Origin of the sequence: Mesorhizobium sp. B2-4-14 (genome assembly GCF_006442155.1) — a bacterium.
GTDB lineage: Bacteria > Pseudomonadota > Alphaproteobacteria > Rhizobiales > Rhizobiaceae > Mesorhizobium.
In genome coordinates this window covers 154,155-175,839 of sequence record NZ_VFVA01000001.1, presented here as the reverse complement: position 1 = coordinate 175,839, position 21,685 = coordinate 154,155, and the positions used below count along the sequence as shown (strand labels likewise).

Here is a 21,685-nt window from a genome sequence, read left to right as displayed (position 1 = left end):
GTCAGCTCTTCACCGCCATCATCATCATCGAGTGGAAAGCCTTGACGATGGCCGTGTTGAGTTCGAAGGAGCGGCGCACTTCGCCGGCCTTGAGAAGCTGGTCTTCAAGCACGACGCTGTTCTTGGACGGCATGACCACGCCGTCGTCTTCCTGCGGCTTGATGGTGAAGCCGGCATTGGTCGCGGCGTTGCCGAGATGGCCGGCCTCGGTGGCCTGCAGCGACACCGCCGTGCGGTCGAGCACCTTTTCGAACGGCTCGACATCGTTTGCCATGTAGCCTGGCGTGTTGGCATTGGCGATGTTGCCGGCGATCGCCGACTGACGCACGGAAAGCCACTGCGCTTGCTTGGCGGCGAGATCGAAAAGGGAAACGGGCTCCATGGGAATCTCCGGGCATGTGCCCAAAGACTAGGCCGTCAGTCTTGCGCGGACCTTGCGGACGGCCGCCAGAAACGTGTGAAGCGGTTTTCGCACGACATCATGCCCCGTTTCTTGATCGGAGCCGGATGGGCAGAATCACGGCGGATTATCTGGAAAGCTCGATCATCTGGTTGGTGCTGGTGAGCATGACCCACTTGCCGTTGCGCTGCTCGATCGAGGACACCTTGCTGGAATCGGGCAGCGTCGAACCGCGCTGGACGATCCACAGGCCGGTGTCGTCCTCGATCATGGCGCGGCCGTTGGCTACATGGACCATGCGGAATTTCGCCACGTCGGCTGGAAAGGGCTGCTCACCGGGCGCCCGGGCCGGCGTGGCGTCGTCCTGCACCGTTCCGGTGGCAAGCAGGTCGATATCGGCGTTGGGAACGTCCTTGGCCGTCAGTGGTGCACTGCGTTGGGCGACCACGCCGCCGCCCTCACGCCCTGAATTGGTGCCGGTGCCGCCAAACTTGATCGCCTGGACGCCGAACTGTTCCTGGTTGAAGAAGATGTACCAGGGAAACAGCGCGCAGATCAGGCCAAGCGTGATGCCGAGCGCGGCGATGACGAAGTCGCTGCGCCGGTCCGCCTTCCTGCCCAGCTTGGGAAACTGCGGCTTGGGAGGCTGCGGCCATTCGGTGACCGGGAACAGGCCGTCGATGAGCGAGTCCCGGCTGGCCTGCGTCAGGTCGGCGGTCTCGGCCCGGGAGGTCCTGGGCGAGGGCGGCTTGGCAGCCCTGTCTTCTTCAGCCCTGGCTTGCTCGGCGGCGTTCGCCTCGGCGATCATCTCGCGCAGGAGGCGCTCGGCGTACTGACCTTCAGTCTCCTGGTTCGGCATTCTGCTTTCCCTTGAGATGGCGGGCGAGATCGGAGAACGGATCGGCCGACGGGCGGTCCCTGGGCGATTGCGCCAACGCCTCGTAGATCAGGGGTACCTGGCGCACGGCCATGTCGAGCTCGGCGTCAACGCCGCCCTGGTAGGCGCCGAGCAGGCGGATGTCGCGCGTGTCCTCGAAGCGGGAGATCATCGACTTCAGCCGTGCCACCAAAGCGCGCTGTTCGGCGCTCCAGGCCTTGCCCGCCAGTCGCGAAATGGACGACAGCGGGTTGACCGGCGGATAGCGGCCTTGCTCTGCGATCGCACGGTCGAGCACGACATGGCCGTCGAGAATGCCGCGTACGGAATCGGCGACCGGATCGTTGTGATCGTCGCCGTCGACCAGCACGGAAATGATGGCGGTGATCGAACCTTTACCTTCCGCCCCCGGTCCAGCGCGCTCGAGCAGCTTGGGCAGTTCGGTGAAAACCGAGGCGGGATAGCCGCGCGCGACCGGCGGCTCACCGGTTCCCGTCGCCACCTCGCGCAGCGCATGGGCGAAGCGGGTGATCGAATCCAGTACCAGAAGCACTCGGTGGCCCTGGTCGCGAAAGTGTTCCGCGACGCGCATGGCGGTGTCGGGCGCACGCCGGCGCATCATGGCACTCTCGTCGCTGGTGGCGACGACGGCCACGGTCTTGGCCATGCTGTCGCCGATCGTGTCCTCGAGGAATTCGCGCACCTCGCGGCCGCGTTCGCCGATCAGCGCCACGACGACGGTGTCGAACGCGTCGGCGCCGGCGAGCATGGCGAGCAGCGTCGACTTGCCGACGCCGGAACCCGCGAAGACGCCCATGCGCTGGCCGAAACACAGCGGCGTGAAGATGTCGATGACCTTGACGCCGGTCATGAAGGCGGTGCCGACGCGCTGCCGCGCCATGGCACCTGGCGTCGTGGCGCTGCCCGCATTGTCGTCGCCCCTGATCAGCGGCGGACCGCCATCGATCGCCCGGGTGAGCGCATCGATGGCGCGGCCGCGCCATGAGCCGTGCGGCTGCACCACGAGCGGCCCCCTGCGGAACACGGCATCGCCGATACCGGCATCGGCGCTGCGTTCGAAGGGAGCAACGACAACCTCGTCGCGGCTGATCTTGACGATCTCGCCGCGGCGCGCGCCGGTCTGGCCGCGCTGTTCGACGATGTCGCCCAGCCTGGCGAAATCGGAAAGGCCGCGCACTTTGTAATGCGTGGGCGTGACTTCGGTGACGAGACCGCCACGCTTGACCAGTCCATCGGCGTTGCCGAAGCGCCGCCATATTCTCTCCAACGCGGCAAGCCGATCCTGCGGCGCCGGCTGGAACTGTCTTTCGGGTGCGCGGATCGATGGCTGGCCTGACGACATGCTACGACTTCGAGCCGAGTGTCTTGATCGCCTCGTCGGTGGAGGAATCCGTCTGCCGCATCAGCGCGGCGGTGTTCTCGAAGGCACGCTGGACCATGATCAGCCGGGTCATCTCCAGCACCGGATTGACGTTGGATTCCTCGACGAAACCCTGCGCGACGCCGACGTCGGAGCGGTCGGTGACCGGCTCGGGCGTGCGCGCCGGCACGATGCCTGAATTGCCGTAGCGTACGAAGTTCTCGCCGGGGTCGAAATTGTAGAGGCCGATCGAGCCGACAAGCTGGTCGTTCTGGCGCAGCGACCCGTCGGCGCCGGCCTTGGGCGGACCGTTGCGGGGATCGAGCTGGATCGGCGCGCCGCCTGCGTCGAGCACCGGGTGGCCTTCGATCGACATCAGCTCGCCATTCTCGTTCATCGAGAAGCGGCCGTCGCGGGTCATGACGGTGCCGGCCGGCGTATCGATGGCGAACCAGGCATCGCCCTGGATCGCGAAATCGAACGGATTGCCGGTCTCGGTCAAGGAGCCATGGGCGCCTGAAAGATAGGTCTTGCCCGACGAGGCGAAGGACACCGATTTCTGGCCGGTGCCCGACACCACGTCCTCGAATTTCACACCGGTGGCACGAAAGCCGACGGTTCCGGCATTGGCGACATTGTCGGCTATCGTGTCGAGCCGGCGCTCGAGCGCCATCTGCGAAGAAAGGGCGACGTAGAGACTGTCCCGCATGATCAGAACTTCAGTTTCTGCATGGCCATCATCAGGTCGGTGGAGATGCCAGCCGTGACCGGCTGTGCAAACAACACGCTGACCGACGTCACGGCCGGCGAGGTCGGGTTGTTGATCTCGTACATGCTGGTGAAGCGGGTCAGGAACTTGCCGAGTTTCTCGGGGTCGGAGAAATCCGAGATGCTGAGCTTCTGTTCGAAGAGCTGCGCCTGCTTGTCGATATCGGCGGCGGCGAAGGAATCGGGCAGCCCGAGCGCGGTGCGCACCACGCTCGCAAGCGCCGTGTCGGCCAGCACGTCGTACCAGCTGGTGATGGTGGGCGCCTTGCGCTGGAAATAGAGCGCCAGCCGCACGCCTTGATTGGTCTGGCCGGCATCCTCCTCCAGCGTCTGGCGCATGTATTTGTCGACGGTCGGCTGCTGCGCCGGATTGATGGTGGTGGCGTTTTCGCCGTACTGTTCGAAGTTGAAGGCCGAGGCCAATGCCGCGTAAACCGGGTTCGTCTGCTTGTTGGCGACGCTGTTGGGGTCGCGCACGCCACCCTGCAGAACCTGCTTGATAAGGTCCTTGTCCTCCGTCGCCGAATCGAGGCCGAACGCGGCCAGCGCGTAGGTGTAGAGCCGGCTGTTCGACATCAAATCGTCGACCGACTTCACCTTGGTGATGTTGGCGAGATAGTAGGTCGTCTCGCCTTTCACATAGTCCGAATTCGGGTCGAGACCGGCGATTTGCGCCTGTATGGCGTAGTTCTTCGTCACCAGCTGCTGCGCCTTGTTGTAGATGGTCGCATCGGCGCCATTGGCGGCGAAGTTGAAGGCGCTGACGAACTCGGCGTAGCGCTTGTCGGTCAGCTTGTTGGCGAAACTGTCGGGGTCGGAAACGCCTTCCTTGAGCGCCTTGACCATGAAGGCCTTGGCGTAGTCCATGTCCTCCAGTCCGTAGGCCTTCATGGCATATTTGAACAGCCGGTCATTGTTGACGAAATCGTCGATCGATTTCACCTTGGTGATGTTGGCGAGATAATATTGCGTATCGCGGTCAACCGTCGGCTGTTGCTCGATGCGGGCGATGGATTTGCCGATGTCCTTGGTGATCAACTGGTAGCTGGTAAAGGTATTGAGCAACGTCATGCCTCCGGCCGAAGCTTAATATCGCGACAATAATCTCGCTTCCTTGCGCGAAACTGAATCGGTCCGGCCGTTCGGATTCAAGCCTCACACAAGGCACGGGGACTATCCCTTGCGCTGACGTGAAATGCGGAAGGACCTGCCGTGGGCATTCTGATTGGACTGGTGGTGACGCTCGGCTGCGTCCTTGGCGGCTTCATGGCCATGGGCGGACATCTGCACGTGCTGGTCCAGCCATGGGAAGCGGTGGTCATCTGCGGCGCTGCCTTGGGCACCTTCCTGGTCGCCAACCCGATGAAGACGGTCAAGGATACCGGCAAGGGCATCCTCGAAGCCTTCAAGCAGGCCGTGCCGAAGGAACAGGATTACCTGGAGACGCTCGGCGTGCTGCACAGCCTGATGCGCGAATTGCGCTCGAAATCGCGCAGCGAGGTCGAGGCGCATATCGACAATCCGGAAGAATCGGCGATCTTCCAGGCCTTTCCGACCGTCCTCAAGAACCATGACCTGATGAATTTCATCTGCGACTACTGCCGCATCATCATCATCGGCAATGCCCGCTCGCATGAGATCGAGGCGCTGATGGACGAGGAAATCCAGACCATCAAGTCCGACAAGATGAAGGCCTATCATGCGCTGGTCGCGGTCGGCGACGGCCTGCCGGCGCTCGGCATCGTCGCCGCAGTGCTCGGCGTGGTCAAGGCGATGGGTGCCCTTGATCAATCGCCGGAAATCCTCGGCGGCCTGATCGGTGCCGCCCTGGTCGGCACCTTCCTCGGCATCTTCCTGTCCTATGCCGTGGTGGGGCCTGTCGCCACCAAGATCAAGACGGTGCGCGAGAAGAAGAACCGCCTCTACATCATCGTCAAGCAGACGCTGCTCGCCTACATGAACGGCGCGCTGCCGCAGGTGGCGATCGAGTTCGGCCGCAAGACCATCTCGTCCTATGAGCGGCCGACCATCGACGCGGTCGAACAGAGCACGATGGCCACCGGCGCCGCCGAGAAGAAAGCCGCTTGAGCAATGCACGACAGATCGGTGCCGATACGGTCATGACCAGCCCAGGCAGCCCCGTGCAAGCGCGCTCGCTGATCATCGAGCGTCTGGTCGGCGATAGCGGCGAGGCCGATCAGGTGATCGATGCCGGCCGCACCATGGCCGAACGCGCCGTACCGCTCTTGCAAAAGGGCCTCTCGGGCGAACTCGGCATTCCGGTGATCGTCGACCTCAGGGCCGTCGAGGTCAGTCGCGTCCCGGAGGCGCGCTCACGCGCCGGCGAAAACTTCGCCATGACCGTCGTCGGATCGCCTGCATCCTCGGACGCGATGACGCTCGTCATCGATGCTCCCGCGATCGCGATCATGGTGTCCATGCTGTTTGGCGGCGATCCGGATATGCCGGCATCGTCGATCGAGCGCGACCTGTCGCCGATCGAGGCCGATGTCTCGACCATGGTGTTCCAGGAGGTGGCGCAGGCGCTGAACGGTTCGGGGCGGCGTTCGCTCGACCTGCGGCTGCCCGCGCCGCGTGCCATGTCCGGTATCGAGGCCAGAAAGCATGTGCTGCGCGACGGCGCCGCGATCCGCATCGTCCTTGGCATTTCGACGCCAGTCGACAGCGGCTCCATCACGGTGACGATGCCGCAGCGCGTCGTGCTGGTCGGCCGCGACGGCACCGCCCCCGTCGCCGAGGACGATCACGGCGGCAGTTGGCGTGCACGCTTTTCGGAAGAGGTGATGCGCTCGACAGTGGCGCTGGAAGCCACCATGCCGCTGGCGCGGCTGACGCTTGGCGACCTCGCCGGTCTCGAAAAGGGGCAGGTCATCGACTTCGACGAGACAGCGCAGTCACGGGCCCGCCTCAGCGCGCGCGGCAAGACGCTGTTCGTATGCGAGTTCGGCAAACTGGGGCAGAATTACACCGTCCGAATCAGGCATCCCTTCGATGCCGGGCAGGATTTCATTGATGGGCTCATGCCGGCTGGCGCCGGCCGCGCCTGAGCTTTTGGAGACGACGCATGGGCAAGACCAAGGTAGAAGCAGAGCTCGACCAGCCGGACGAGCAGCTCGACCGCGCCATCGAGGAATTGCGCGGGGTTCTGCATGAAGAGGAGCAGCGCCCCGACGCGGCGTTCAGGGCCGCCGCTGGCGCCAATTCCAATGTCATCATGAACATCCCCGTCGATGTCCAGATCATCCTCGGCAGCACCGAGATGGCGGTTGCCGACCTGATGGCCCTGCAGAAGGGATCGACGGTGGCACTCAACCGCCGCATCGGCGAACCCGTCGACGTCGTCGTCAACGGCCGCAAGATCGCGCGCGGCGAGATCACGGTGCTTGAAAGCGACCCCTCGCGCTTCGGCATCAGGCTGACCGAAATCATCGCCGGCACGAAGGGCGCCTAGACATGGCTGATGGGGCTTGGCGGTTGCGGCGGAGGCGAGAGGCAGCATGACGCCGCTGACGACGCTCACGCGCGCGCAGAAGGCGGCCGCCATATTGGTGGCGATGGGCAAGCCATCCGCCAGCCGCCTGCTGAAATTCTTCAAGCAGGAAGAGCTGAAGGCGCTGATCGAGGGCGCCCGGCTGCTCAGGACCATTCCGCAGAGCGATCTCGAGCGCATTGTCGCCGAGTTCGAGGCGGAGTTCACGGAAGGCGCGGGACTGCTCGATTCCGCCGACAGGATGGACACCATCCTCAACGAGTCGCTGTCGCCCGAAGAGATGAGCGCCATAATGGGCAACAAGAAACCGGAGGCGGCACCCGAAGGGCCGCCGCCGATCTGGCCCGATCTCGAAAAACTCGAAGCCTCGCGGCTGGGCACCTTCCTGGCCGGCGAACATCCGCAGACGGCGGCCATGGTGCTGTCGAAGCTGGCGCCGCAAGCGGCCGCAGGCGTGCTTTTGACGCTGACGAAGCCGATGCGCGGCGAAATCATCAAGCGCATGGTGACCATGGCCAATGTTCCGCCCGCCGCCACCAGGATCGTCGAGAACCGGCTGCGCGCCGGCGTGCTGTCGGACACCTCGACCAAGGACACTTCGGCAGGGCAGGCGCGCGTCGCCAGCGTGCTCAATGAGCTGGAAAAGCCGCAACTTGAGGAGGTCATGCAGGATCTGGAGGCCGCCGGCACGCCCGATCTCGACGGTGTGCGGGCACGGCTTTTCGCTTTCGACGACCTGCCGCTGCTGACCCAGAAAGCGCGTGTGCTTTTGTTCGACGGATTGTCGACCGAGCTTGTCACGCTGGCGCTGCGCGGAACCTCGGCGGCGCTCGCCGAAGCGGTGCTGTCGGCGATCGGCGCGCGGTCGCGGCGCATGATCGAAGCCGAGCTCGGACAGGGTTCGGACGGCGTCCCTGCCGCCGACATCCTGGCGGCGCGCAAGACCATCGTGACGACCACCATCCGGCTGTCGCGCGAGGGCGCTTTCGAACTTCCCTCGACCCAGAACGCCGCGTAAGGCATGTCCGACGCCACCGACAAGGACTCGAAAACCGAAGAGGCGACGGAAAAGAAGATCCGCGACACGATCGAACAGGGCAAGCTGCCCCATTCGCGGGAAACCGTGCTCCTCGCCTCTTACGTCGCGATACTGGTGTTCACCGTCTTCTATGCCAAGGACGCGGTCATCAATCTCGGCATGTTCCTGTCGATGTTCCTTGAGAAGCCCGAGGCCTGGCCGATGGACACCGAGACCGACATCATCGCGCTCTACAAGATCGTCTTGCTGGAAGTGGGCCGCGCCCTCGTCAGCCTGCTGGTGCTTTTGACCGTCGCCGGCATCGGCGCCTCGGTGCTCCAGAACATGCCGCAATTCGTCGGCGAGCGGATCAGGCCGCAGATGTCGCGCATCTCGATCGTCAAGGGCTGGAACCGGATGTTCGGCGCCCAGGGCTGGGTCGAGTTCCTGAAATCCCTCGCCAAGGTGGGCTTCGCCATCGCGGTGCTCGTCTTCACGCTGTCGGAGGATCACCGCAAACTGCTCGACGGGATGATCACCAATCCCATCGCCTTCGGTCTCGTCATCCGCGGCATCGCGGTCGACATCCTGGTTGCGATCGTCTTCGTCATGGGTCTGATCGCGGCGATCGACCTCGTCTGGTCGCGCTTCCATTGGAAACAGGACCTGCGCATGAGCAAGCAGGAGGTCAAGGACGAATTCAAACAGTCCGAGGGCGATCCGATCGTAAAGTCGCGGCTGCGCTCGCTGGCGCGCGACCGGGCGCGCAAGCGGATGATGACGGCGGTGCCGCGCGCGACGCTGATCATCGCCAATCCGACACACTATTCGATCGCGCTGAAATATGTGCGCGACGAGGATTCGGCGCCGCTTGTGGTGGCCAAGGGGCAGGATCTGGTGGCTCTGAAAATCCGCGAGATCGCAAGGGAAAACAACATCCCGATCTTCGAGGACGTAGCGCTCGCCCGCTCCATGTACAAGCAAGTTTCGGTCGATAATGTGATCCCGTCGCAATTCTACCAGGCCGTCGCCGAACTGGTGCGGATCGTCTACTCGAAAAAGGCTGAGCGCAGACAGATTTCATGAACCGCCAACCGCACGCAAAATCCCGCGAGATCATCGTCGCCAACGCTATCGAGCAAGTCGTGGCCGAGTTGCGCCTGATCGATGTCGCCGACTATATCGCCTTCATCCGGCTGGAGCACTTCGCCTGCCTGTCGGATCTGGTCGATTCAGCAGCGGAGTTGTTCTTCAATCCGCGCACGCTCAGGCTAGGCCATGGCGGCGAGGCGCATGTCGACTGGAGCGGCAGCCCGCGCATCGTGCTCGATCTGGAACTCAGGCCACCGGGGGTAACCGTCTATTTCCAGCTGACGCTGAGCGAGACCGGCAACTCGGTCGCGGTCAACTACGTGTCGTTCGAAAAACCTGGCGAGGACCCCGAGCACAATACGGCGCTGCTGGAGGCTGTGATCGAACAGGCTCGTATCCGCAGGGTCGAGCCGCTGGCCTTCTGAACCGGCTCTATCAGACAGCAAACGCTATTCGATCAGGCCAAGCCGCAGTGCCTTGGCGACGGCCTGATTGCGGTTGACGGCGTTGAGCTTCTGGGTTGACTGGGTCAGATACTGGTTGGCGGTGTGCACCGACAGTTTCAGGAGCCGCGCGATCTCCTCGCTGGTATTGCCGTTGGCGGTCAGCTTCAGGCATTCGAGTTCGCGCTTGGATATGGCGCGCATCCTGCCGGCGTCGCCCGGGCGAATGCGGGCGACGGCTGCGAACAGCGAGAAGCAGCGGGCGTGGATATCGTAGAGCGTATCCTGCGTCATCGCGATCTCCGATCCCAGGAAGACGACGAGGCCGCATTGGCCGCGATCGGCGTGGACGGGGAACGCGATGCCGCTGGTGCCGGGCGTCAGCGGCGCCATTTGTCCGGTCCAGGCGAGATTGCCGAACATGTCGACCATCGCCGCGACACCGTCATCCGACCACCAGCGCGGTTCGGTCGAAAGGCGGGTGTGGCGCACGATCTCCTCGCCATTGGCCCCTGAAATGAACTTCGTAGCCACCGCGATGCCAGGATAGTCGGAATCAAAACAGGGGACCAGCCGCGCCCGTTCCGGCGACGGGCTGACGAAGAACAGGCCGAAGGCCGAGGCGTTGATGTCGACTGATATCCAGCGGCAGCGGCGCACGGCATCGGGAATGGTGACGGCGTGATGCGTTTCGGAGCCGAGCGTGAAGGCGCCGAACGGGCTGTGCTGCTCGTTGAAAAGGGCTTCAGCGGCATCCTTGATGTCGGCGTGTTTCAAATGATGCCACTCCTGATCGCCGTGGCGATGGCCATCGCACGGTTGCTGGCCGCGAATTTCTGGATGGCGTGGGTGATGTAGCTGTTGACGGTGTTGGAGGAGACGCCAAGGATGACGGCCACCTCGTCGGTGGTCTTGCCTTCCGAGACCCAGAAGAGGCATTCGCGCTCGCGGTCCGACAGGGGATCCTGCATCGCCGCGGCGGCGATCAGTTGCGGAATATGCGAGAGCGCATAGCAGCATTTCAGCTGCGCCTTCATCAGCGCCGGCTCGTCGATCTGGCCGACCGTCGCCGCCGAGAACAAGGCGAACAGGCGCTGGCGGCCGACATTCAGCCGCAGCGAATAGATCTCGGCATGGCCGAGCACGTCGAGAAGGCGGGCCTCTTCGCCGGAGACCAGTCCGTCGGCATCCGGCGCTTTGGCCGCCACCAGCGGCTTCGGACGGAAACCGGGCGCGACGGTGAGGGCACCCTGGGCGAGGCTGGCGATCAGCCGCTTGCCGATCAGCTCGATGGCATCGAAGATCCAGTTCGAAGAGACGATGCGCGCATCGTTGCGGTCCTGGTCGTGGACGATGGCGACCAGCATGTAGCTGTCGGCGCCGATCTCGGCGGTCAGCTCCATGAAGAAACTGGTGAGATCACCGCGCGACGTCAGGCGCGAGCCCAATGTGTCGGATTGAAGAGGCGCGGCGGGACTGCTCATCTGCTGCTTTTGGCCGGAATCGATTCTGATGTCCGGATGCTGGAGAGCCAGCCGCCGAACCCCTAAAACGCGTTACTTTTACGAGGCACACGAGGCGCGGGGCCGCGCCCAACCAGACGGAATCCATTCAGGGAACGCGAAGCCGTCCGCATCTGGCGCCGGAAAATTCCGGAACTTGAGACTTTGGGTGGTCGCCGCGCCCCCCGAGGACCGGCTGATTCGGGTCTAATCTACCCGCAGATGAATCCGACATCAAACGCGATTTGACAAAATCGAATCCGGCGGACTCTGCCTGCGACTCAGGGGGGATTTTCCCGGCTCTCAATGTGCGAAAATCGCCGGAACCGTGCAAGCCGGCCATATCGGCGGCGGCTCCGTTGCGATAGATTCGCGACTGTCGAAGGGGAGGGCACCTTCGACTGTCGCGCGTGCAACCGGCAGGACGGACATGGTTATCCGTGGCGGTTCCGTTCGGCGCCTGGCGAGGTTTGTTTCGGGGGAACGATGAGCGATTCATTTCGGGAAGTTACATCCGTCTCGCGGTTCGGGCGGATCAAGCGCGCGGTCGGCGGGGTCATCATCGGCCTGCTGCTGATCGTGCTGATGGTGGTCGGGTTGTTCTGGAACGAGGGCCGCGCGGTGCAGACGGCGCGCTCGCTGGCCGAAGGCGCCGGCGCCGTCGTCTCGGTGAACGCCGACAGCGTCGATGCCGGTAATGACGGCAAGCTTGTGCATGTCAGTGGTCCGGTGACCGCGGACGGCGGTCTGGCGGACCCGGATTTCGGCATTGCCGCGCAGGGGCTACGCCTGTCGCGCACCGTCCAGATGTATCAGTGGAAGGAACAGTCCAAATCCGAGACCACCAAGAAGCTTGGCGGTGGCGAGGAGACGCAAACCACCTACAGCTATTCGCGGGTGTGGGACGACAGCCAGATCGATTCGTCGGATTTCAAGAAGCCGGACGGCCACCAGAATCCGCCGATGGCGATCCACAGCCGCGCCTTCCAGATTCCACAGGGCAAGCTCGTTGCCTTCGATCTGGACAAGCCGGTGCTCGATCGTATCGAAGGTGACACGGACTATTCGCTGTCGGCCAATCAGGCGGCGGCGATCAAGGCCGCCTATACCGGGACGAAGCCGCTCAGCATCGTCGATGGCAAGATCTATCTCGGCAGCGACAACACATCGCCAGCGCTGGGCGATTACCGCATCGGCTATCAATTGGCGTCGCTTGGCGCGGTCAGCATCGTGGCGCGTCAGGCCGGCAGCCGGTTCGAGCCGTACCAGACGCAGGCGGGCGATGCGTTGCTGATGGTCGACACCGGGACGGTGCCGGCCGACAAGATGTTCGCCGAAGCGGTCAGCGTCAACACGCTGATCACCTGGCTGCTGCGTGGTGCCGGCCTGCTGCTGCTGACCATCGGCTTTGCCCTGTTCCTCGGCCCGATCGGCGTGATCCTCGACGTCATTCCGTTCCTCGGCAGCATGGCGCGGATGGGAACCGGTATCATCGCCTTCTTCCTGGCGATCCTGGTCGGCGCGACGACGATCGCGATCGCCTGGTTCTGGTACCGGCCGCTTCTGGCGGCGGGCATCCTGGCCGCCGGCGTCATCGCGGCGGCGGCGGTCTATTATCTCGGACGGTCGCGCAAGGCGGCCGCGCAGATGGCGACGCCGAGCGCCGGCATCGCAATGTAGCTCGCGAAAAAAGGGCGGACCCACCGCCCTTTCCTGCCTCACCCGTCATTGTCAGCCGATCAGCCGGCAGGCTTACCGGTCCTCGAAGCCGGTCAGCACGCCGACGGCGTTGATTCCGATCTCCTCGACCGCATAGCCGCCTTCCATGACGAACAGCGTCGGCAGGCCGAGTTTGGCGATGCGCTGGCCGATCTTGGGATAGTCCGGGCTCTTCAGCTTGAACTGGCTGATCGGGTCTTTCTCGAAAGTGTCGACACCGAGCGAGACGACGACGATGTCGGGCGCATAGGCCGCAAGCCTCGCGCAGGCATCCTCCAGCGACACGTTCCATGCGTCCCAGCCGGTGCCGAAGGGCATGGGATAGTTGATGTTGAAGCCTTCGCCCGCGCCCGCGCCGCGTTCATCGGCATGGCCGAGGAAGAACGGATATTCGACCATCGGATCGCCATGCAGGTTGAGAACCTGCACGTCGGCCCGGTCATAGAAGATCTCCTGGGTGCCGTTGCCATGGTGGTAATCGACGTCGAGGATGGAGACGCGCTTGGCGCCCTGATCAAGGAACCATTGCGCGGCGACGGCGGCGTTGTTGATGTAGCAATAGCCGCCCATGAAGCCGGCGCCGGCATGGTGACCGGGCGGGCGGCAAAGCGCGAAGGCCGACCTCTCGCCGTCCTTGACCAGACCGGCAGCGGTCAGCGCCACGTCGTAGGAGGATTTGATCGCGGCCCAGGTCCCCGCGACGAAGGTGGCGCCGCCGTCGAAGGAATAGTAGCCGAGCAGGGCGTCGATGCGCTTTGGCGGCACGTCGCCACGCAGGCCGCGCGTCGGCCATGTGAAGGGCATTGCCGTGCCCGTGTGGCCCTCAGCCGTCCATTGCGGCCAAACCGTCGGCAGGAAATCGATGTAGTCGGCCCTGTGGACGCGCTTGGCGGCGGCAAGATCGTGCTCGACCGGCGCGATGATCGGCCCGAGCCTCTCGCTTTCGACCCGCGCCTTGATGAACTCGGCGCGTGAGGGCTTTTCAAAGCCCGGCACGATGGCCGAGGTGACCAGCTCCATCTGGCCGGAATGGCCGGCATGAAGCGGCGAATAGACAGTCTTCATAAAATTCCTCTCGAAGTGCGAAATTCAGTCAAGGTTGAGATAGGGGTTCACCAAAGCGAGCCACATGGTTTCCACATCGTCCTCGATGAGGTCGAATGTCCGGCGATCCTTTTTCAGCCCGACGAGCCGGCAGACGTGCCCGACCTCCATCATCACCACGCCGAGCCGGCTGGCGATCTTGCCTTCGAGAGCCGGGTTCATATGCTGCAGCCATGCGGCGTAGAGGGCGATGATCTGGTCGTCATATTCGTTCTGGATCGGCCTGAGGTCGGCATTGCCCGAGATGGCCTCGATCACTGGCATCAGGGTGGCATTGTCGAGATAGAGCCTGGACGTGTCGGCGAAGAGCTTGCGCACTTCGCGCCGAAACTCTTCGCGGTTGGTGGGCGGGGGGACCTTGATGCGTTTCGCGATCACCTCGGGAAAAGAGGAAAGCCAGCGCCGCGCGAGGTCCAGAAGAATGGCTTCCTTGTTGGGAAAGTATTGGTAGACCGAACCGACCGACAAGCCCGCGCGCTGCGCAATGGCGAGCGTCGTCGGCGTCTTGGTTCCTTGCTCCCGCGTCAAGATCAGCGCCGCGTCGAGTATCCTGTCGACGACCTTGCTCGACCGTTGTTGCCGCGGCTGCTTGCGTGGTTCGAGCGCTATCCTGGTTTTGCGGTCGAGACTGCGCTTCACTGCTTGATATCCCCGTTCCCCGCCCGGTCTCAACACAAGCGGAGGATGCTGTCCACAAGACATTCCAAATTCCGCATGTTGACAAACGCGAATAATTAGTCGCATTCTTTTATCCACGCTGTCTTCAGGGATAACAAGGGGAATTTCGAGGACAGCGCGCTGGCATCATTCTTTGTCCCATGGCACTGCTCCAACGGAGCGGCAGGTGGTTGGACGCGGAGTTGCCGGTCTCAGTCAGTCGTCAAAAGCGCGGAGTCGCGATGTCTGTCACGGATGCGGGTCACAATGCGGATCTGATCGTCATCAATGGTCATGTGCTGACCATGGACGATGACAATCCCGCCGCCGAAGCCGTCGCGGTCAAGGACGGCGCCATAATCGCCATCGGCAGCCGCGCCTCCGTCGAACAGCTCAAGGGACCGACCACCAAGGTCATCGACGCCAAGGGCGGTTCGGTGCTCCCGGGTTTCATCGAAGCCCATATGCATCTTTTCTCGGGTGCGGCCGAGCTCGCCCATCTTCAGCTTTCGGGCGTCCACGGATTCGAGGCGCTGCAAAAGGCGATCCGTGACTACGCATCGACACATCCCGAAGCGAAAATGCTGGTCGGGCAGGGCGTCGACTATACCGTGCTCGGTGACGAGCGGGTGACGCGCCATCACCTCGACACCATCCTGCCGGACCGGCCCTTCGTCATGGCCGCGCCCGACCACCACACGATGTGGGCCAACACCAAGGCGCTGGACATGGCCGGCATTCTGCATGGGCGCGCGCTTGGCCCGGGCAATGAGATCGTCATGGGCGACGATGGCCTGGCCAATGGCGAACTGCGCGAGGGCGAAGCCTTCGGCCCGGTGCTCGACCTTGCCGGCGAGGGCCGGGTGCGGCTGGGGCTGGCGACCGGCGGCGAGCCGGACCCGATGCCCTCGGCGGAAGAGCGCGCCGCCGACCGTGACATCATCCGGCGTGGGCTGGCCTGGTGCGCGCGCCACGGCATCACCTCGATCCAGAACATGGACGGCAATCTCTACCAGCTCGAACTGCTGGCCGAGATCGAGGCCGAGGAAGGCTTGCCCTGCCGCGTGCAGATACCGTTCCACTACAAGAATTTCATGACGCTCGACATGCTCGACAAGGCATCCGAGATGGCCGAACGCTTCGACAGCGAGTGGCTGTCGTCGGGCATGGTCAAAGTGTTCTACGACGGGGTGCTGGATTCCTGGACGGCTGTCATGATCGAGCCTTATGCCGACCGTCCCGACTGGATCGGCGAGCCGCTGTTCACGCCGCAACAGTTTATTGACCTCGCCGCCGCCATCGACAAGCGCGGGCTGCAGATCGCGGTACATTCGATCGGCGATGGCGCGGTGCGTGCCGTGCTCGACGGCTACGAGGCGGCGCAAAAGGCCAATGGCAAGCGCGATAGCCGGCATCGCATCGAACACATCGAGGTCACCACCACATCGGACGTGCCACGCTTCGCCGAACTCGGCGTCATCGCTTCCATGCAGCCGCCGCATCCGCCCGGCGCCATGGATTTCCCGCTGGAGCCGACCGTGTCGCGTATCGGCCCGGCTCGCTGGCCGCTGAGCTATGCCTGGCGTACCTTGAAGAACGCCGGCGCGCATGTCGTCTTCGCCTCGGACTGGCCGGTGTCGCCGGTCGACCCGATCCTGGGCATTCAGGCGGCAGTGCTGCGCAAACCATGGGCAGAAAGCGACCCGGACCAGAGCTTCTCGCTGCACGAAGCGCTCGCCGCCTACACGGTAGAAGGCGCCTATGCCGAATTCGCCGAGCATCGCAAGGGCATGCTCAAGCCCGGCTACATGGCGGATCTGGTCGTCCTGTCGGCCGATATCGAGAAGGCCGCGCCGGCAGACCTGCACAAGGTGCGGCCGGCAACGACGATCTGCGGCGGGAAGGTTACCTATCAAGCCTGACATTGGCATGGGGCCTGCCAAGCCAGAAATGACTGACTGAACTGTGATTCAATGCCGGGCTTGCCAACCTACCGGCCATGTGTTCACATCCAACAGGGGAAAGCTCCGCCAGCAAGAGCGGGGTCAACAGTGAGGCGTAATCGTGCCGGACAAACCGGATCGGAATGCGATTGAAGTAGTAAACGTCAGCAAAATTTTCGGATCGGGTGAGGGGCAGGTCGCTGCCCTCGACAAGGTCTCGGTATCCATCCGCGAGAACGAGTTCTTCACGCTGCTGGGACCGTCTGGCTGCGGCAAGACGACCTTGCTGCGGCTGATCGCCGGCTTCGACTTTCCAACCGCCGGCGAGATCCTGCTCTACGGGCAGGACATCGCGCCGCTGCCGCCCTTCAAGCGGCCGGTCAACACCGTCTTCCAGTCCTATGCGCTGTTCCCGCACATGACGGTGGCCGACAATATCGGCTTCGGCCTGGAGATGCTGGGCAAGCCCAGGGCCGAGATCAAGGCGCGCGTCGCCGAGATGCTCAAGCTGGTCAAGATGGAGGCCCTGGCGGGCCGCCGCACAGGCCAGATTTCCGGCGGCCAGCAGCAGCGCGTGGCGCTGGCCCGGGCGCTTGCGCCGCAGCCGAAAGTGCTGTTGCTCGACGAACCGCTCTCGGCACTCGACTACAAGCTGCGCAAGGAGATGCAGATCGAGTTGAAGCGGCTGCAGCATGAGACCGGCATCACCTTCATCTTCGTCACCCATGACCAGGAAGAAGCGCTGACGATGTCGGACCGCATCGCTGTGATGTCGTCGGGCAAGATCCTGCAGGTCGGCTCGCCCTGGGACATTTACGACAAGCCGGCGGAACGTTTCGTCGCCGACTTCATCGGTGAAACCAACTTCCTCACCGCCGCCATATCGGGCATCGGCAATGGCAAGGCACGCGCGACGCTCAAATCGGGCACGACGATCGAAGCAACCGTTGCCGAAGGCTTCCAGCCCAAGGACAATGCCACCGTGGTGGTACGGCCCGAGCACGCCAAGCTGACGAAGGACAAGGGTGAGTTGTCGGGCATGGTCGAAAACATCGTCTATTTCGGCACCGATACGCATATTCATGTCCAGCTCGACAGCGGCGAGGCCTTCACCGTGCGCCAGCAGAATACGCGCAGCGCCGGCTGCGGTTTCGAGCGCGGCGACAAGGTCGGCATCATGATCGGCAACGACGCCGCGCAAGTGCTGAGGGACTGATGGCCACCGCGGAAGAAGTCGCCAAGGCGGCGGAACGGCGCGATGTCCGTGACCGCTGGCTCTTGTCAGCGCCAGCACTGCTGGTCATTTTCCTGGCCGCGACCGGCCCGTTGCTGATCGTTCTCGTCTATTCCTTCCTGACGCCCGGCGCCTATGGCGACGTGAAATGGCAGTTCTCGTCCGACGCCTGGACGTCGGTGCTCCTGGAACGCGACATTTTCGACGATACGCTTTCGCTCGCGGCGGCGCATGTCACCATCTTCCTGCGCTCCATCAAGCTTGCCGTCGTGACAACGATCGCCACCTTGGCGCTTGGGTTCCCGACCGCCTATTTCATGGCGACACGCAGCGAAAAGACCCGAGACCTCTGGCTGTTCCTGATCACCATTCCGTTCTGGACCAACCTTCTGATCCGCACCTTCGCCGTGCTGCAGATCATCCGCAACGAAGGCATCATCAACACGATCCTTTTGAAGCTTGGCATCATCTCGGCGCCGATCCAGATACTCTACACCGACACGGCGATCCTGATCGGCATGGCCTATGTCTACCTGCCGCTGATGGTGCTGCCGATCTATGCCAGCATGGAGAAGCTCGATTTCCGGCTGGTCGAAGCCGGTTACGACCTTTATGCGACGCGTTTCCGGGTGCTTTGGCGCATTATCTTCCCGCTGGTCAAACCGGGGGTCATCGCCGGCTCCATCCTTGTCTTCATTCCCGCACTTGGCGCCTACGTGACGCCGAGCGTGCTTGGCGGCGGCAAGAACATGATGCTGTCCAACCTGATCGAATTGCAGTTCGGGCAGGGCCGCAACTGGCCGCTCGGCTCGGCGCTGTCGATCACCGTGATGATCATCGTCATGGTGGCGCTGCTAGCCTATGTGCGCAATGCCAGCAAGTCGGGGGTGCGTCATGGCTAGCAACTTCTCCATCAAGCACCAGCCTGGCTTCACATCGATCGCGGCGACCTGTTTCGTGGTTCTCTATCTGCCGATCATCGTGCTGGTGATCTATGCCTTCAATGCGGCAAGCTCGACGTCGGAATGGGGCGGCTTTTCGCTGAAGTGGTTCCAGTCGGCATACCAGAACACGCAGGTCATCGACGCGACACTGCGATCCTTCCAGATCGGCGCCATCGCTGCGGTGCTGTCGACCATATTCGCCACCATGGCGGCGCTTGCCACCACACGCACCGCCTCCTATCCCGGCCTCACCTTCAAATATGCGGCGATCAACCAGCCGTTGATGGTGCCCGAGATCGTCACCGGCGTGGCGCTGCTGATCTTCTTTTCCCGCATCAAGATATTCACCGGCTATTCCGGCCTCGGCTACCTGATCGCCGCGCATACGGCGTTCTGCATTCCCTTCGCCTACCTGCCGATCCGGGCGCGGCTGGAGAATATGGACCTGACGCTGGAGCGTGCCGCCGCCGATCTCTACGCGACGCCGTGGAAGACCTTCCGCCGCATCACACTGCCGCTGTTGTGGCCTGGCATCCTTGCTGGACTGATGCTGGCCTTCGTCATCTCGCTCGACGACGTCGTCATCACCGAGTTCGTCAAATCGGGCGGCCAGGACACGCTGCCAACCTACATGCTCGGCCAGATCCGGCGCGGCATCACACCCGAGATCAACGCGATATCGACCGCCTTCCTGCTGCTTTCGGTCGCGATCGTCACGTTGTTTTTCTTTGTCAGCAGGAAACGAGACTGAACCTAATGGGAGTTAGAACCATGAACTGGAAGACCACAGCGAGCGCCATAGGGTTGGCGTTGCTCGCCTCGACGGGGCTTGCCCGCGCCGACGGCGTGCTCAACATCTACAATTGGGGCAACTACACCAGCCCTGACGTGATCAAGAAGTTCGAGCAGAAATACAACATCAAGGTCACGATCACAGACTACGATTCCAACGACACCGCGCTCGCCAAGGTCCGCCAGGGCGGCACCGGCTTCGACATCGCCGTGCCCTCGCAGACCTACGTGCCGATCTGGATCAAGGAAGGGCTTGTGCTCGAAACCGACCCGGGCAAGATGGAGAACTTCAAGAACGTGGCGCCGGAATGGGCCAATCCAGATTTCGATCCCGGCCGCAAATATTCGGTGCCGTGGGCGCTGGGCACGGTGGGCGTCGTCGTCAACACCGATGCCTACAAGGGACCGGCCGACAGCTGGGGCATCATCTTCAACACGCCCGACGAGCTGAAGGGCAAGGTCAACGTCGTTCCCGAGATGAATGACGTCATCTTCGCCGCGATCAAATATGTCGGTGGCCAGCAGTGCACCGACGACAAGGCGGTGCTGAAGAAGGTGCGTGACACGCTCGTCGCGGCCAAGCCGAACTGGATCGCCATGGAATACAACACCATCGAGAAGATGGGCGCCGGCGACTTCAAGGCCACCAGCGACTGGAACGGCTCTGCGCTACGCCAGCGGCTGGCCAATCCGGCCATCCACTACAATTATCCGAAGGAAGGCTACGGCCTGTGGAGCGACAACGTCGTCGTTCTCAAGGAAGCCAAGAATGTCGACAACGCCAAGCTGTTCCAGAACTTCATCATGGATCCGGAAAACGCAGCCGGCCTCTCGGCCTTCCACCGCTACGCCAACGCCATCACCGGCTCGGACAAATACATGCCGGCCGACATGAAGGATGCGCCGGAAGTCGTCATTCCGGCCGCCGCGAAGCCACAGGGCGAATTCCAGAAGATGTGTGCGCCTGAAATCCAGGACATCTACACCAAGATCTGGACCGAGCTGCAGAAGTAATCGCTGCATGACGGACCCGGCGGCACACGCCGCCGGGTCTTTTCTTTCCGGGAATGGCCTTTCATGAATTCCTACCGCAACAGCGATCCGCGGCCGCCGGTCATGCAGGGCTCGCCGCCCGCCATGGTGCCGACAAAGCTCGACTGGGATCGGCCGCCATGGAACCGCTGGGCGTTTCAGCACATCAGGGAAATCCTGCCGACCGCCGAAGTCTGGCGTGGCAATGGCCATCGCCATCGTCTCGAACGCGCCGAGGTCGATCTCGACGGACTGCCGGTCAAGGACAGCGAGGGCAGGCCTTCGACGCTCGCGGGGTTGCTCGACGAGACCTATACGGACGGGTTCCTGGTGCTCAAGGACGGCAAGATCGCCTATGAGCGCTATTTCAACGGCATGGACGAGCGCACGCTGCATCTCTCGCAGTCGATGGCCAAATCGATCACTGGTGCGGTGTTCGGCATATTGGCCGGGCGCGGGCTGATCGATCCCACCCGGCCGGTCACCGATTACCTGCCGGAACTCGGCGCCACAGGCTGGGCCGGCGCTAGCGTCCAGCATGTGCTCGACATGACGACGGGCGTGCGCTTTTGCGAGGAATATACCGACCGCTATTCCGATATCGGCCAGGTCGATGTCGCCACGGGCTGGAAGCCGGTGCCGCCGGGCAGTGATCCGGACTTTCGCTGGCCCTCGCACATGTTCGAGCTGATCCTCAGCTTGAAAGACACGGTCCGTCCGCACGGAGTAAAGTTCGAGTACCGCTCGATAGAGACCGACGTGCTCGCCTTCATCATGGAACGGGTGACCGGCAAGCGGCTGGCGCAACTGGTTTCCGAAGAGCTCTGGCAGAAGCTCGGTGCCGACGAAAGCGCCTGCTTCACCGTCGACAGCGCCGGCTATGCGCTCGCCGACGGCGGCTTCAACGCGACGCTCCGCGACTATGGCCGATTTGGCCAGATGATCCTCGACAATGGCGGCGGCATCGTGCCGGCGGCCTGGATCGAGGCGACACGCAACGGCAGGCACGGCCCGGATTTCTCCGCCAGCATGCCCGAGGGCAGTTACCGCAACCAGTTCTGGATCGAGAATCCCAGCTCGCGCGCGCTGATGTGCCGGGGCGTGTTCGGGCAGATCATCCACATCGACTGGAACACAGGAATGGTCGTGGTGAAGCTTTCGACGTGGCCGGATTTCAGCAATCTCGCCTATTCCATGGCAACGCTGAAGGCCGTGCACGCCATCGCCGCCGCCCTGCGCTGAGCCCCTCAAGAGACGACCTGGAAGGA

The 21,685-nt window shown here is 63.2% G+C and carries 22 protein-coding genes; 13 read left to right on the top strand and 9 right to left on the bottom strand.

Annotation, left to right across the window (positions count from 1 at the left end; all coding sequences use genetic code 11):
• Position 1: 1 nt before the first annotated feature.
• The 5 genes from flgB to FJ938_RS00840 form a co-directional block, all read right to left on the bottom strand.
• The gene (gene flgB, locus FJ938_RS00860) at positions 2 to 382 is read right to left on the bottom strand and encodes a flagellar basal body rod protein FlgB (protein WP_140690327.1); all 381 of its coding nucleotides are present in this window, start codon (positions 380 to 382) and stop codon (positions 2 to 4) included.
• A gap of 145 nt (positions 383 to 527) precedes the next feature.
• Complete coding sequence (locus FJ938_RS00855; protein ID WP_140690324.1) at positions 528 to 1,259, bottom strand: hypothetical protein; 732 nt, start codon at positions 1,257 to 1,259, stop codon at positions 528 to 530.
• The gene (gene fliI, locus FJ938_RS00850; RefSeq protein WP_140690322.1) at positions 1,240 to 2,640 is read right to left on the bottom strand and encodes a flagellar protein export ATPase FliI; all 1,401 of its coding nucleotides are present in this window, start codon (positions 2,638 to 2,640) and stop codon (positions 1,240 to 1,242) included. Before fliI ends, FJ938_RS00855 begins: the two co-directional genes overlap by 20 nt.
• Before the next feature lies 1 nt (position 2,641).
• Positions 2,642 to 3,367: a flagellar basal-body rod protein FlgF gene (flgF, locus tag FJ938_RS00845; protein ID WP_140607198.1), complete on the bottom strand. Its 726-nt coding sequence runs from the start codon at positions 3,365 to 3,367 to the stop codon at positions 2,642 to 2,644.
• A 2-nt stretch (positions 3,368 to 3,369) separates the two neighbouring features.
• Positions 3,370 to 4,491, bottom strand: a complete 1,122-nt coding sequence (locus FJ938_RS00840) for a DUF1217 domain-containing protein (protein ID WP_140607280.1) — start codon at positions 4,489 to 4,491, stop codon at positions 3,370 to 3,372.
• A gap of 147 nt (positions 4,492 to 4,638) precedes the next feature.
• Here FJ938_RS00840 and motA point away from each other — a divergent pair, with 147 nt between their 5' ends.
• From motA to FJ938_RS00810, 6 genes are read left to right on the top strand one after another with little or no spacing between them, the layout of a single operon-like run.
• The gene (gene motA / locus FJ938_RS00835) at positions 4,639 to 5,514 is read left to right on the top strand and encodes a flagellar motor stator protein MotA (protein ID WP_140607197.1); all 876 of its coding nucleotides are present in this window, start codon (positions 4,639 to 4,641) and stop codon (positions 5,512 to 5,514) included.
• Positions 5,515 to 5,546: 32 nt separating this feature from the next.
• Complete coding sequence (locus FJ938_RS00830) at positions 5,547 to 6,494, top strand: FliM/FliN family flagellar motor switch protein (RefSeq protein ID WP_140690626.1); 948 nt, start codon at positions 5,547 to 5,549, stop codon at positions 6,492 to 6,494.
• A 17-nt stretch (positions 6,495 to 6,511) separates the two neighbouring features.
• Positions 6,512 to 6,898, top strand: a complete 387-nt coding sequence (gene fliN, locus FJ938_RS00825) for a flagellar motor switch protein FliN (protein ID WP_140690319.1) — start codon at positions 6,512 to 6,514, stop codon at positions 6,896 to 6,898.
• 46 nt (positions 6,899 to 6,944) lie between these two features.
• Complete coding sequence (locus tag FJ938_RS00820; RefSeq protein WP_140690316.1) at positions 6,945 to 7,955, top strand: flagellar motor switch protein FliG; 1,011 nt, start codon at positions 6,945 to 6,947, stop codon at positions 7,953 to 7,955.
• A gap of 3 nt (positions 7,956 to 7,958) precedes the next feature.
• Entirely contained in the window at positions 7,959 to 9,041 is a 1,083-nt protein-coding gene (flhB, locus tag FJ938_RS00815; RefSeq protein ID WP_140690315.1) for a flagellar biosynthesis protein FlhB, read from the top strand.
• The gene (locus FJ938_RS00810; RefSeq protein WP_140607193.1) at positions 9,038 to 9,472 is read left to right on the top strand and encodes a hypothetical protein; all 435 of its coding nucleotides are present in this window, start codon (positions 9,038 to 9,040) and stop codon (positions 9,470 to 9,472) included. The genes flhB and FJ938_RS00810 overlap by 4 nt, the downstream gene beginning before the upstream one ends.
• A gap of 24 nt (positions 9,473 to 9,496) precedes the next feature.
• On the opposite strand, the gene FJ938_RS00805 is transcribed toward FJ938_RS00810, so the two are convergent.
• Together FJ938_RS00805 and FJ938_RS00800 are read right to left on the bottom strand one after the other, a co-directional pair.
• Positions 9,497 to 10,267: a helix-turn-helix transcriptional regulator gene (locus FJ938_RS00805; RefSeq protein WP_140690312.1), complete on the bottom strand. Its 771-nt coding sequence runs from the start codon at positions 10,265 to 10,267 to the stop codon at positions 9,497 to 9,499.
• On the bottom strand, positions 10,264 to 10,974 hold the full coding sequence (locus FJ938_RS00800; protein WP_140607191.1) for a helix-turn-helix transcriptional regulator: 711 nt from the start codon (positions 10,972 to 10,974) through the stop codon (positions 10,264 to 10,266). Before FJ938_RS00800 ends, FJ938_RS00805 begins: the two co-directional genes overlap by 4 nt.
• A gap of 504 nt (positions 10,975 to 11,478) precedes the next feature.
• On the opposite strand from FJ938_RS00800, the gene FJ938_RS00795 reads away from it, so the two are divergent.
• Entirely contained in the window at positions 11,479 to 12,672 is a 1,194-nt protein-coding gene (locus FJ938_RS00795) for a TMEM43 family protein (protein ID WP_140690309.1), read from the top strand.
• Between the two features lie 72 nt (positions 12,673 to 12,744).
• Here the strand turns inward: FJ938_RS00795 and FJ938_RS00790 are convergent, their stop codons facing one another.
• Together FJ938_RS00790 and FJ938_RS00785 are read right to left on the bottom strand one after the other, a co-directional pair.
• Positions 12,745 to 13,776 carry a histone deacetylase family protein gene (locus tag FJ938_RS00790; RefSeq protein ID WP_140690307.1) on the bottom strand — a complete coding sequence of 344 codons (1,032 nt, stop codon included), beginning with the start codon at positions 13,774 to 13,776 and terminating at the stop codon, positions 12,745 to 12,747.
• A 24-nt stretch (positions 13,777 to 13,800) separates the two neighbouring features.
• Positions 13,801 to 14,454 carry a TetR/AcrR family transcriptional regulator gene (locus FJ938_RS00785; RefSeq protein ID WP_140690306.1) on the bottom strand — a complete coding sequence of 218 codons (654 nt, stop codon included), beginning with the start codon at positions 14,452 to 14,454 and terminating at the stop codon, positions 13,801 to 13,803.
• Positions 14,455 to 14,714: 260 nt separating this feature from the next.
• On the opposite strand from FJ938_RS00785, the gene FJ938_RS00780 reads away from it, so the two are divergent.
• The 6 genes from FJ938_RS00780 to FJ938_RS00755 all read left to right on the top strand — a co-directional run bounded on the left by FJ938_RS00780 (position 14,715) and on the right by FJ938_RS00755 (position 21,659).
• A complete protein-coding gene (locus tag FJ938_RS00780) occupies positions 14,715 to 16,394 on the top strand; it encodes an amidohydrolase (protein WP_140690303.1) in 1,680 nt (559 codons plus the stop codon).
• Between the two features lie 142 nt (positions 16,395 to 16,536).
• On the top strand, positions 16,537 to 17,631 hold the full coding sequence (locus FJ938_RS00775) for an ABC transporter ATP-binding protein (RefSeq protein WP_140690299.1): 1,095 nt from the start codon (positions 16,537 to 16,539) through the stop codon (positions 17,629 to 17,631).
• The gene (locus FJ938_RS00770) at positions 17,631 to 18,551 is read left to right on the top strand and encodes an ABC transporter permease (protein WP_140690296.1); all 921 of its coding nucleotides are present in this window, start codon (positions 17,631 to 17,633) and stop codon (positions 18,549 to 18,551) included. The genes FJ938_RS00775 and FJ938_RS00770 overlap by 1 nt, the downstream gene beginning before the upstream one ends.
• Entirely contained in the window at positions 18,544 to 19,344 is an 801-nt protein-coding gene (locus FJ938_RS00765; protein WP_140690293.1) for an ABC transporter permease, read from the top strand. Before FJ938_RS00770 ends, FJ938_RS00765 begins: the two co-directional genes overlap by 8 nt.
• A 20-nt stretch (positions 19,345 to 19,364) precedes the next feature.
• The gene (locus FJ938_RS00760; RefSeq protein WP_140607183.1) at positions 19,365 to 20,399 is read left to right on the top strand and encodes an extracellular solute-binding protein; all 1,035 of its coding nucleotides are present in this window, start codon (positions 19,365 to 19,367) and stop codon (positions 20,397 to 20,399) included.
• 63 nt (positions 20,400 to 20,462) lie between these two features.
• Entirely contained in the window at positions 20,463 to 21,659 is a 1,197-nt protein-coding gene (locus FJ938_RS00755) for a serine hydrolase (RefSeq protein ID WP_140690290.1), read from the top strand.
• Positions 21,660 to 21,685: the final 26 nt, after the last annotated feature.

What these genes read in the sequence shown, in the direction of transcription:
- flgB (WP_140690327.1), bottom strand. Translation starts at nt 382, where the DNA reads ATGGAGCCCGTTTCCCTTTTCGATCTCGCCGCCAAGCAAGCGCAGTGG.
- FJ938_RS00855 (WP_140690324.1), bottom strand. Translation starts at nt 1,259, where the DNA reads ATGCCGAACCAGGAGACTGAAGGTCAGTACGCCGAGCGCCTCCTGCGC.
- fliI (WP_140690322.1), bottom strand. Translation starts at nt 2,640, where the DNA reads ATGTCGTCAGGCCAGCCATCGATCCGCGCACCCGAAAGACAGTTCCAG.
- flgF (WP_140607198.1), bottom strand. Translation starts at nt 3,367, where the DNA reads ATGCGGGACAGTCTCTACGTCGCCCTTTCTTCGCAGATGGCGCTCGAG.
- FJ938_RS00830 (WP_140690626.1), top strand. Translation starts at nt 5,547, where the DNA reads ATGACCAGCCCAGGCAGCCCCGTGCAAGCGCGCTCGCTGATCATCGAG.
- fliN (WP_140690319.1), top strand. Translation starts at nt 6,512, where the DNA reads ATGGGCAAGACCAAGGTAGAAGCAGAGCTCGACCAGCCGGACGAGCAG.
- FJ938_RS00820 (WP_140690316.1), top strand. Translation starts at nt 6,945, where the DNA reads ATGACGCCGCTGACGACGCTCACGCGCGCGCAGAAGGCGGCCGCCATA.
- flhB (WP_140690315.1), top strand. Translation starts at nt 7,959, where the DNA reads ATGTCCGACGCCACCGACAAGGACTCGAAAACCGAAGAGGCGACGGAA.
- FJ938_RS00810 (WP_140607193.1), top strand. Translation starts at nt 9,038, where the DNA reads ATGAACCGCCAACCGCACGCAAAATCCCGCGAGATCATCGTCGCCAAC.
- FJ938_RS00800 (WP_140607191.1), bottom strand. Translation starts at nt 10,974, where the DNA reads ATGAGCAGTCCCGCCGCGCCTCTTCAATCCGACACATTGGGCTCGCGC.
- FJ938_RS00795 (WP_140690309.1), top strand. Translation starts at nt 11,479, where the DNA reads ATGAGCGATTCATTTCGGGAAGTTACATCCGTCTCGCGGTTCGGGCGG.
- FJ938_RS00790 (WP_140690307.1), bottom strand. Translation starts at nt 13,776, where the DNA reads ATGAAGACTGTCTATTCGCCGCTTCATGCCGGCCATTCCGGCCAGATG.
- FJ938_RS00780 (WP_140690303.1), top strand. Translation starts at nt 14,715, where the DNA reads ATGTCTGTCACGGATGCGGGTCACAATGCGGATCTGATCGTCATCAAT.
- FJ938_RS00770 (WP_140690296.1), top strand. Translation starts at nt 17,631, where the DNA reads ATGGCCACCGCGGAAGAAGTCGCCAAGGCGGCGGAACGGCGCGATGTC.
- FJ938_RS00765 (WP_140690293.1), top strand. Translation starts at nt 18,544, where the DNA reads ATGGCTAGCAACTTCTCCATCAAGCACCAGCCTGGCTTCACATCGATC.
- FJ938_RS00760 (WP_140607183.1), top strand. Translation starts at nt 19,365, where the DNA reads ATGAACTGGAAGACCACAGCGAGCGCCATAGGGTTGGCGTTGCTCGCC.
- FJ938_RS00755 (WP_140690290.1), top strand. Translation starts at nt 20,463, where the DNA reads ATGAATTCCTACCGCAACAGCGATCCGCGGCCGCCGGTCATGCAGGGC.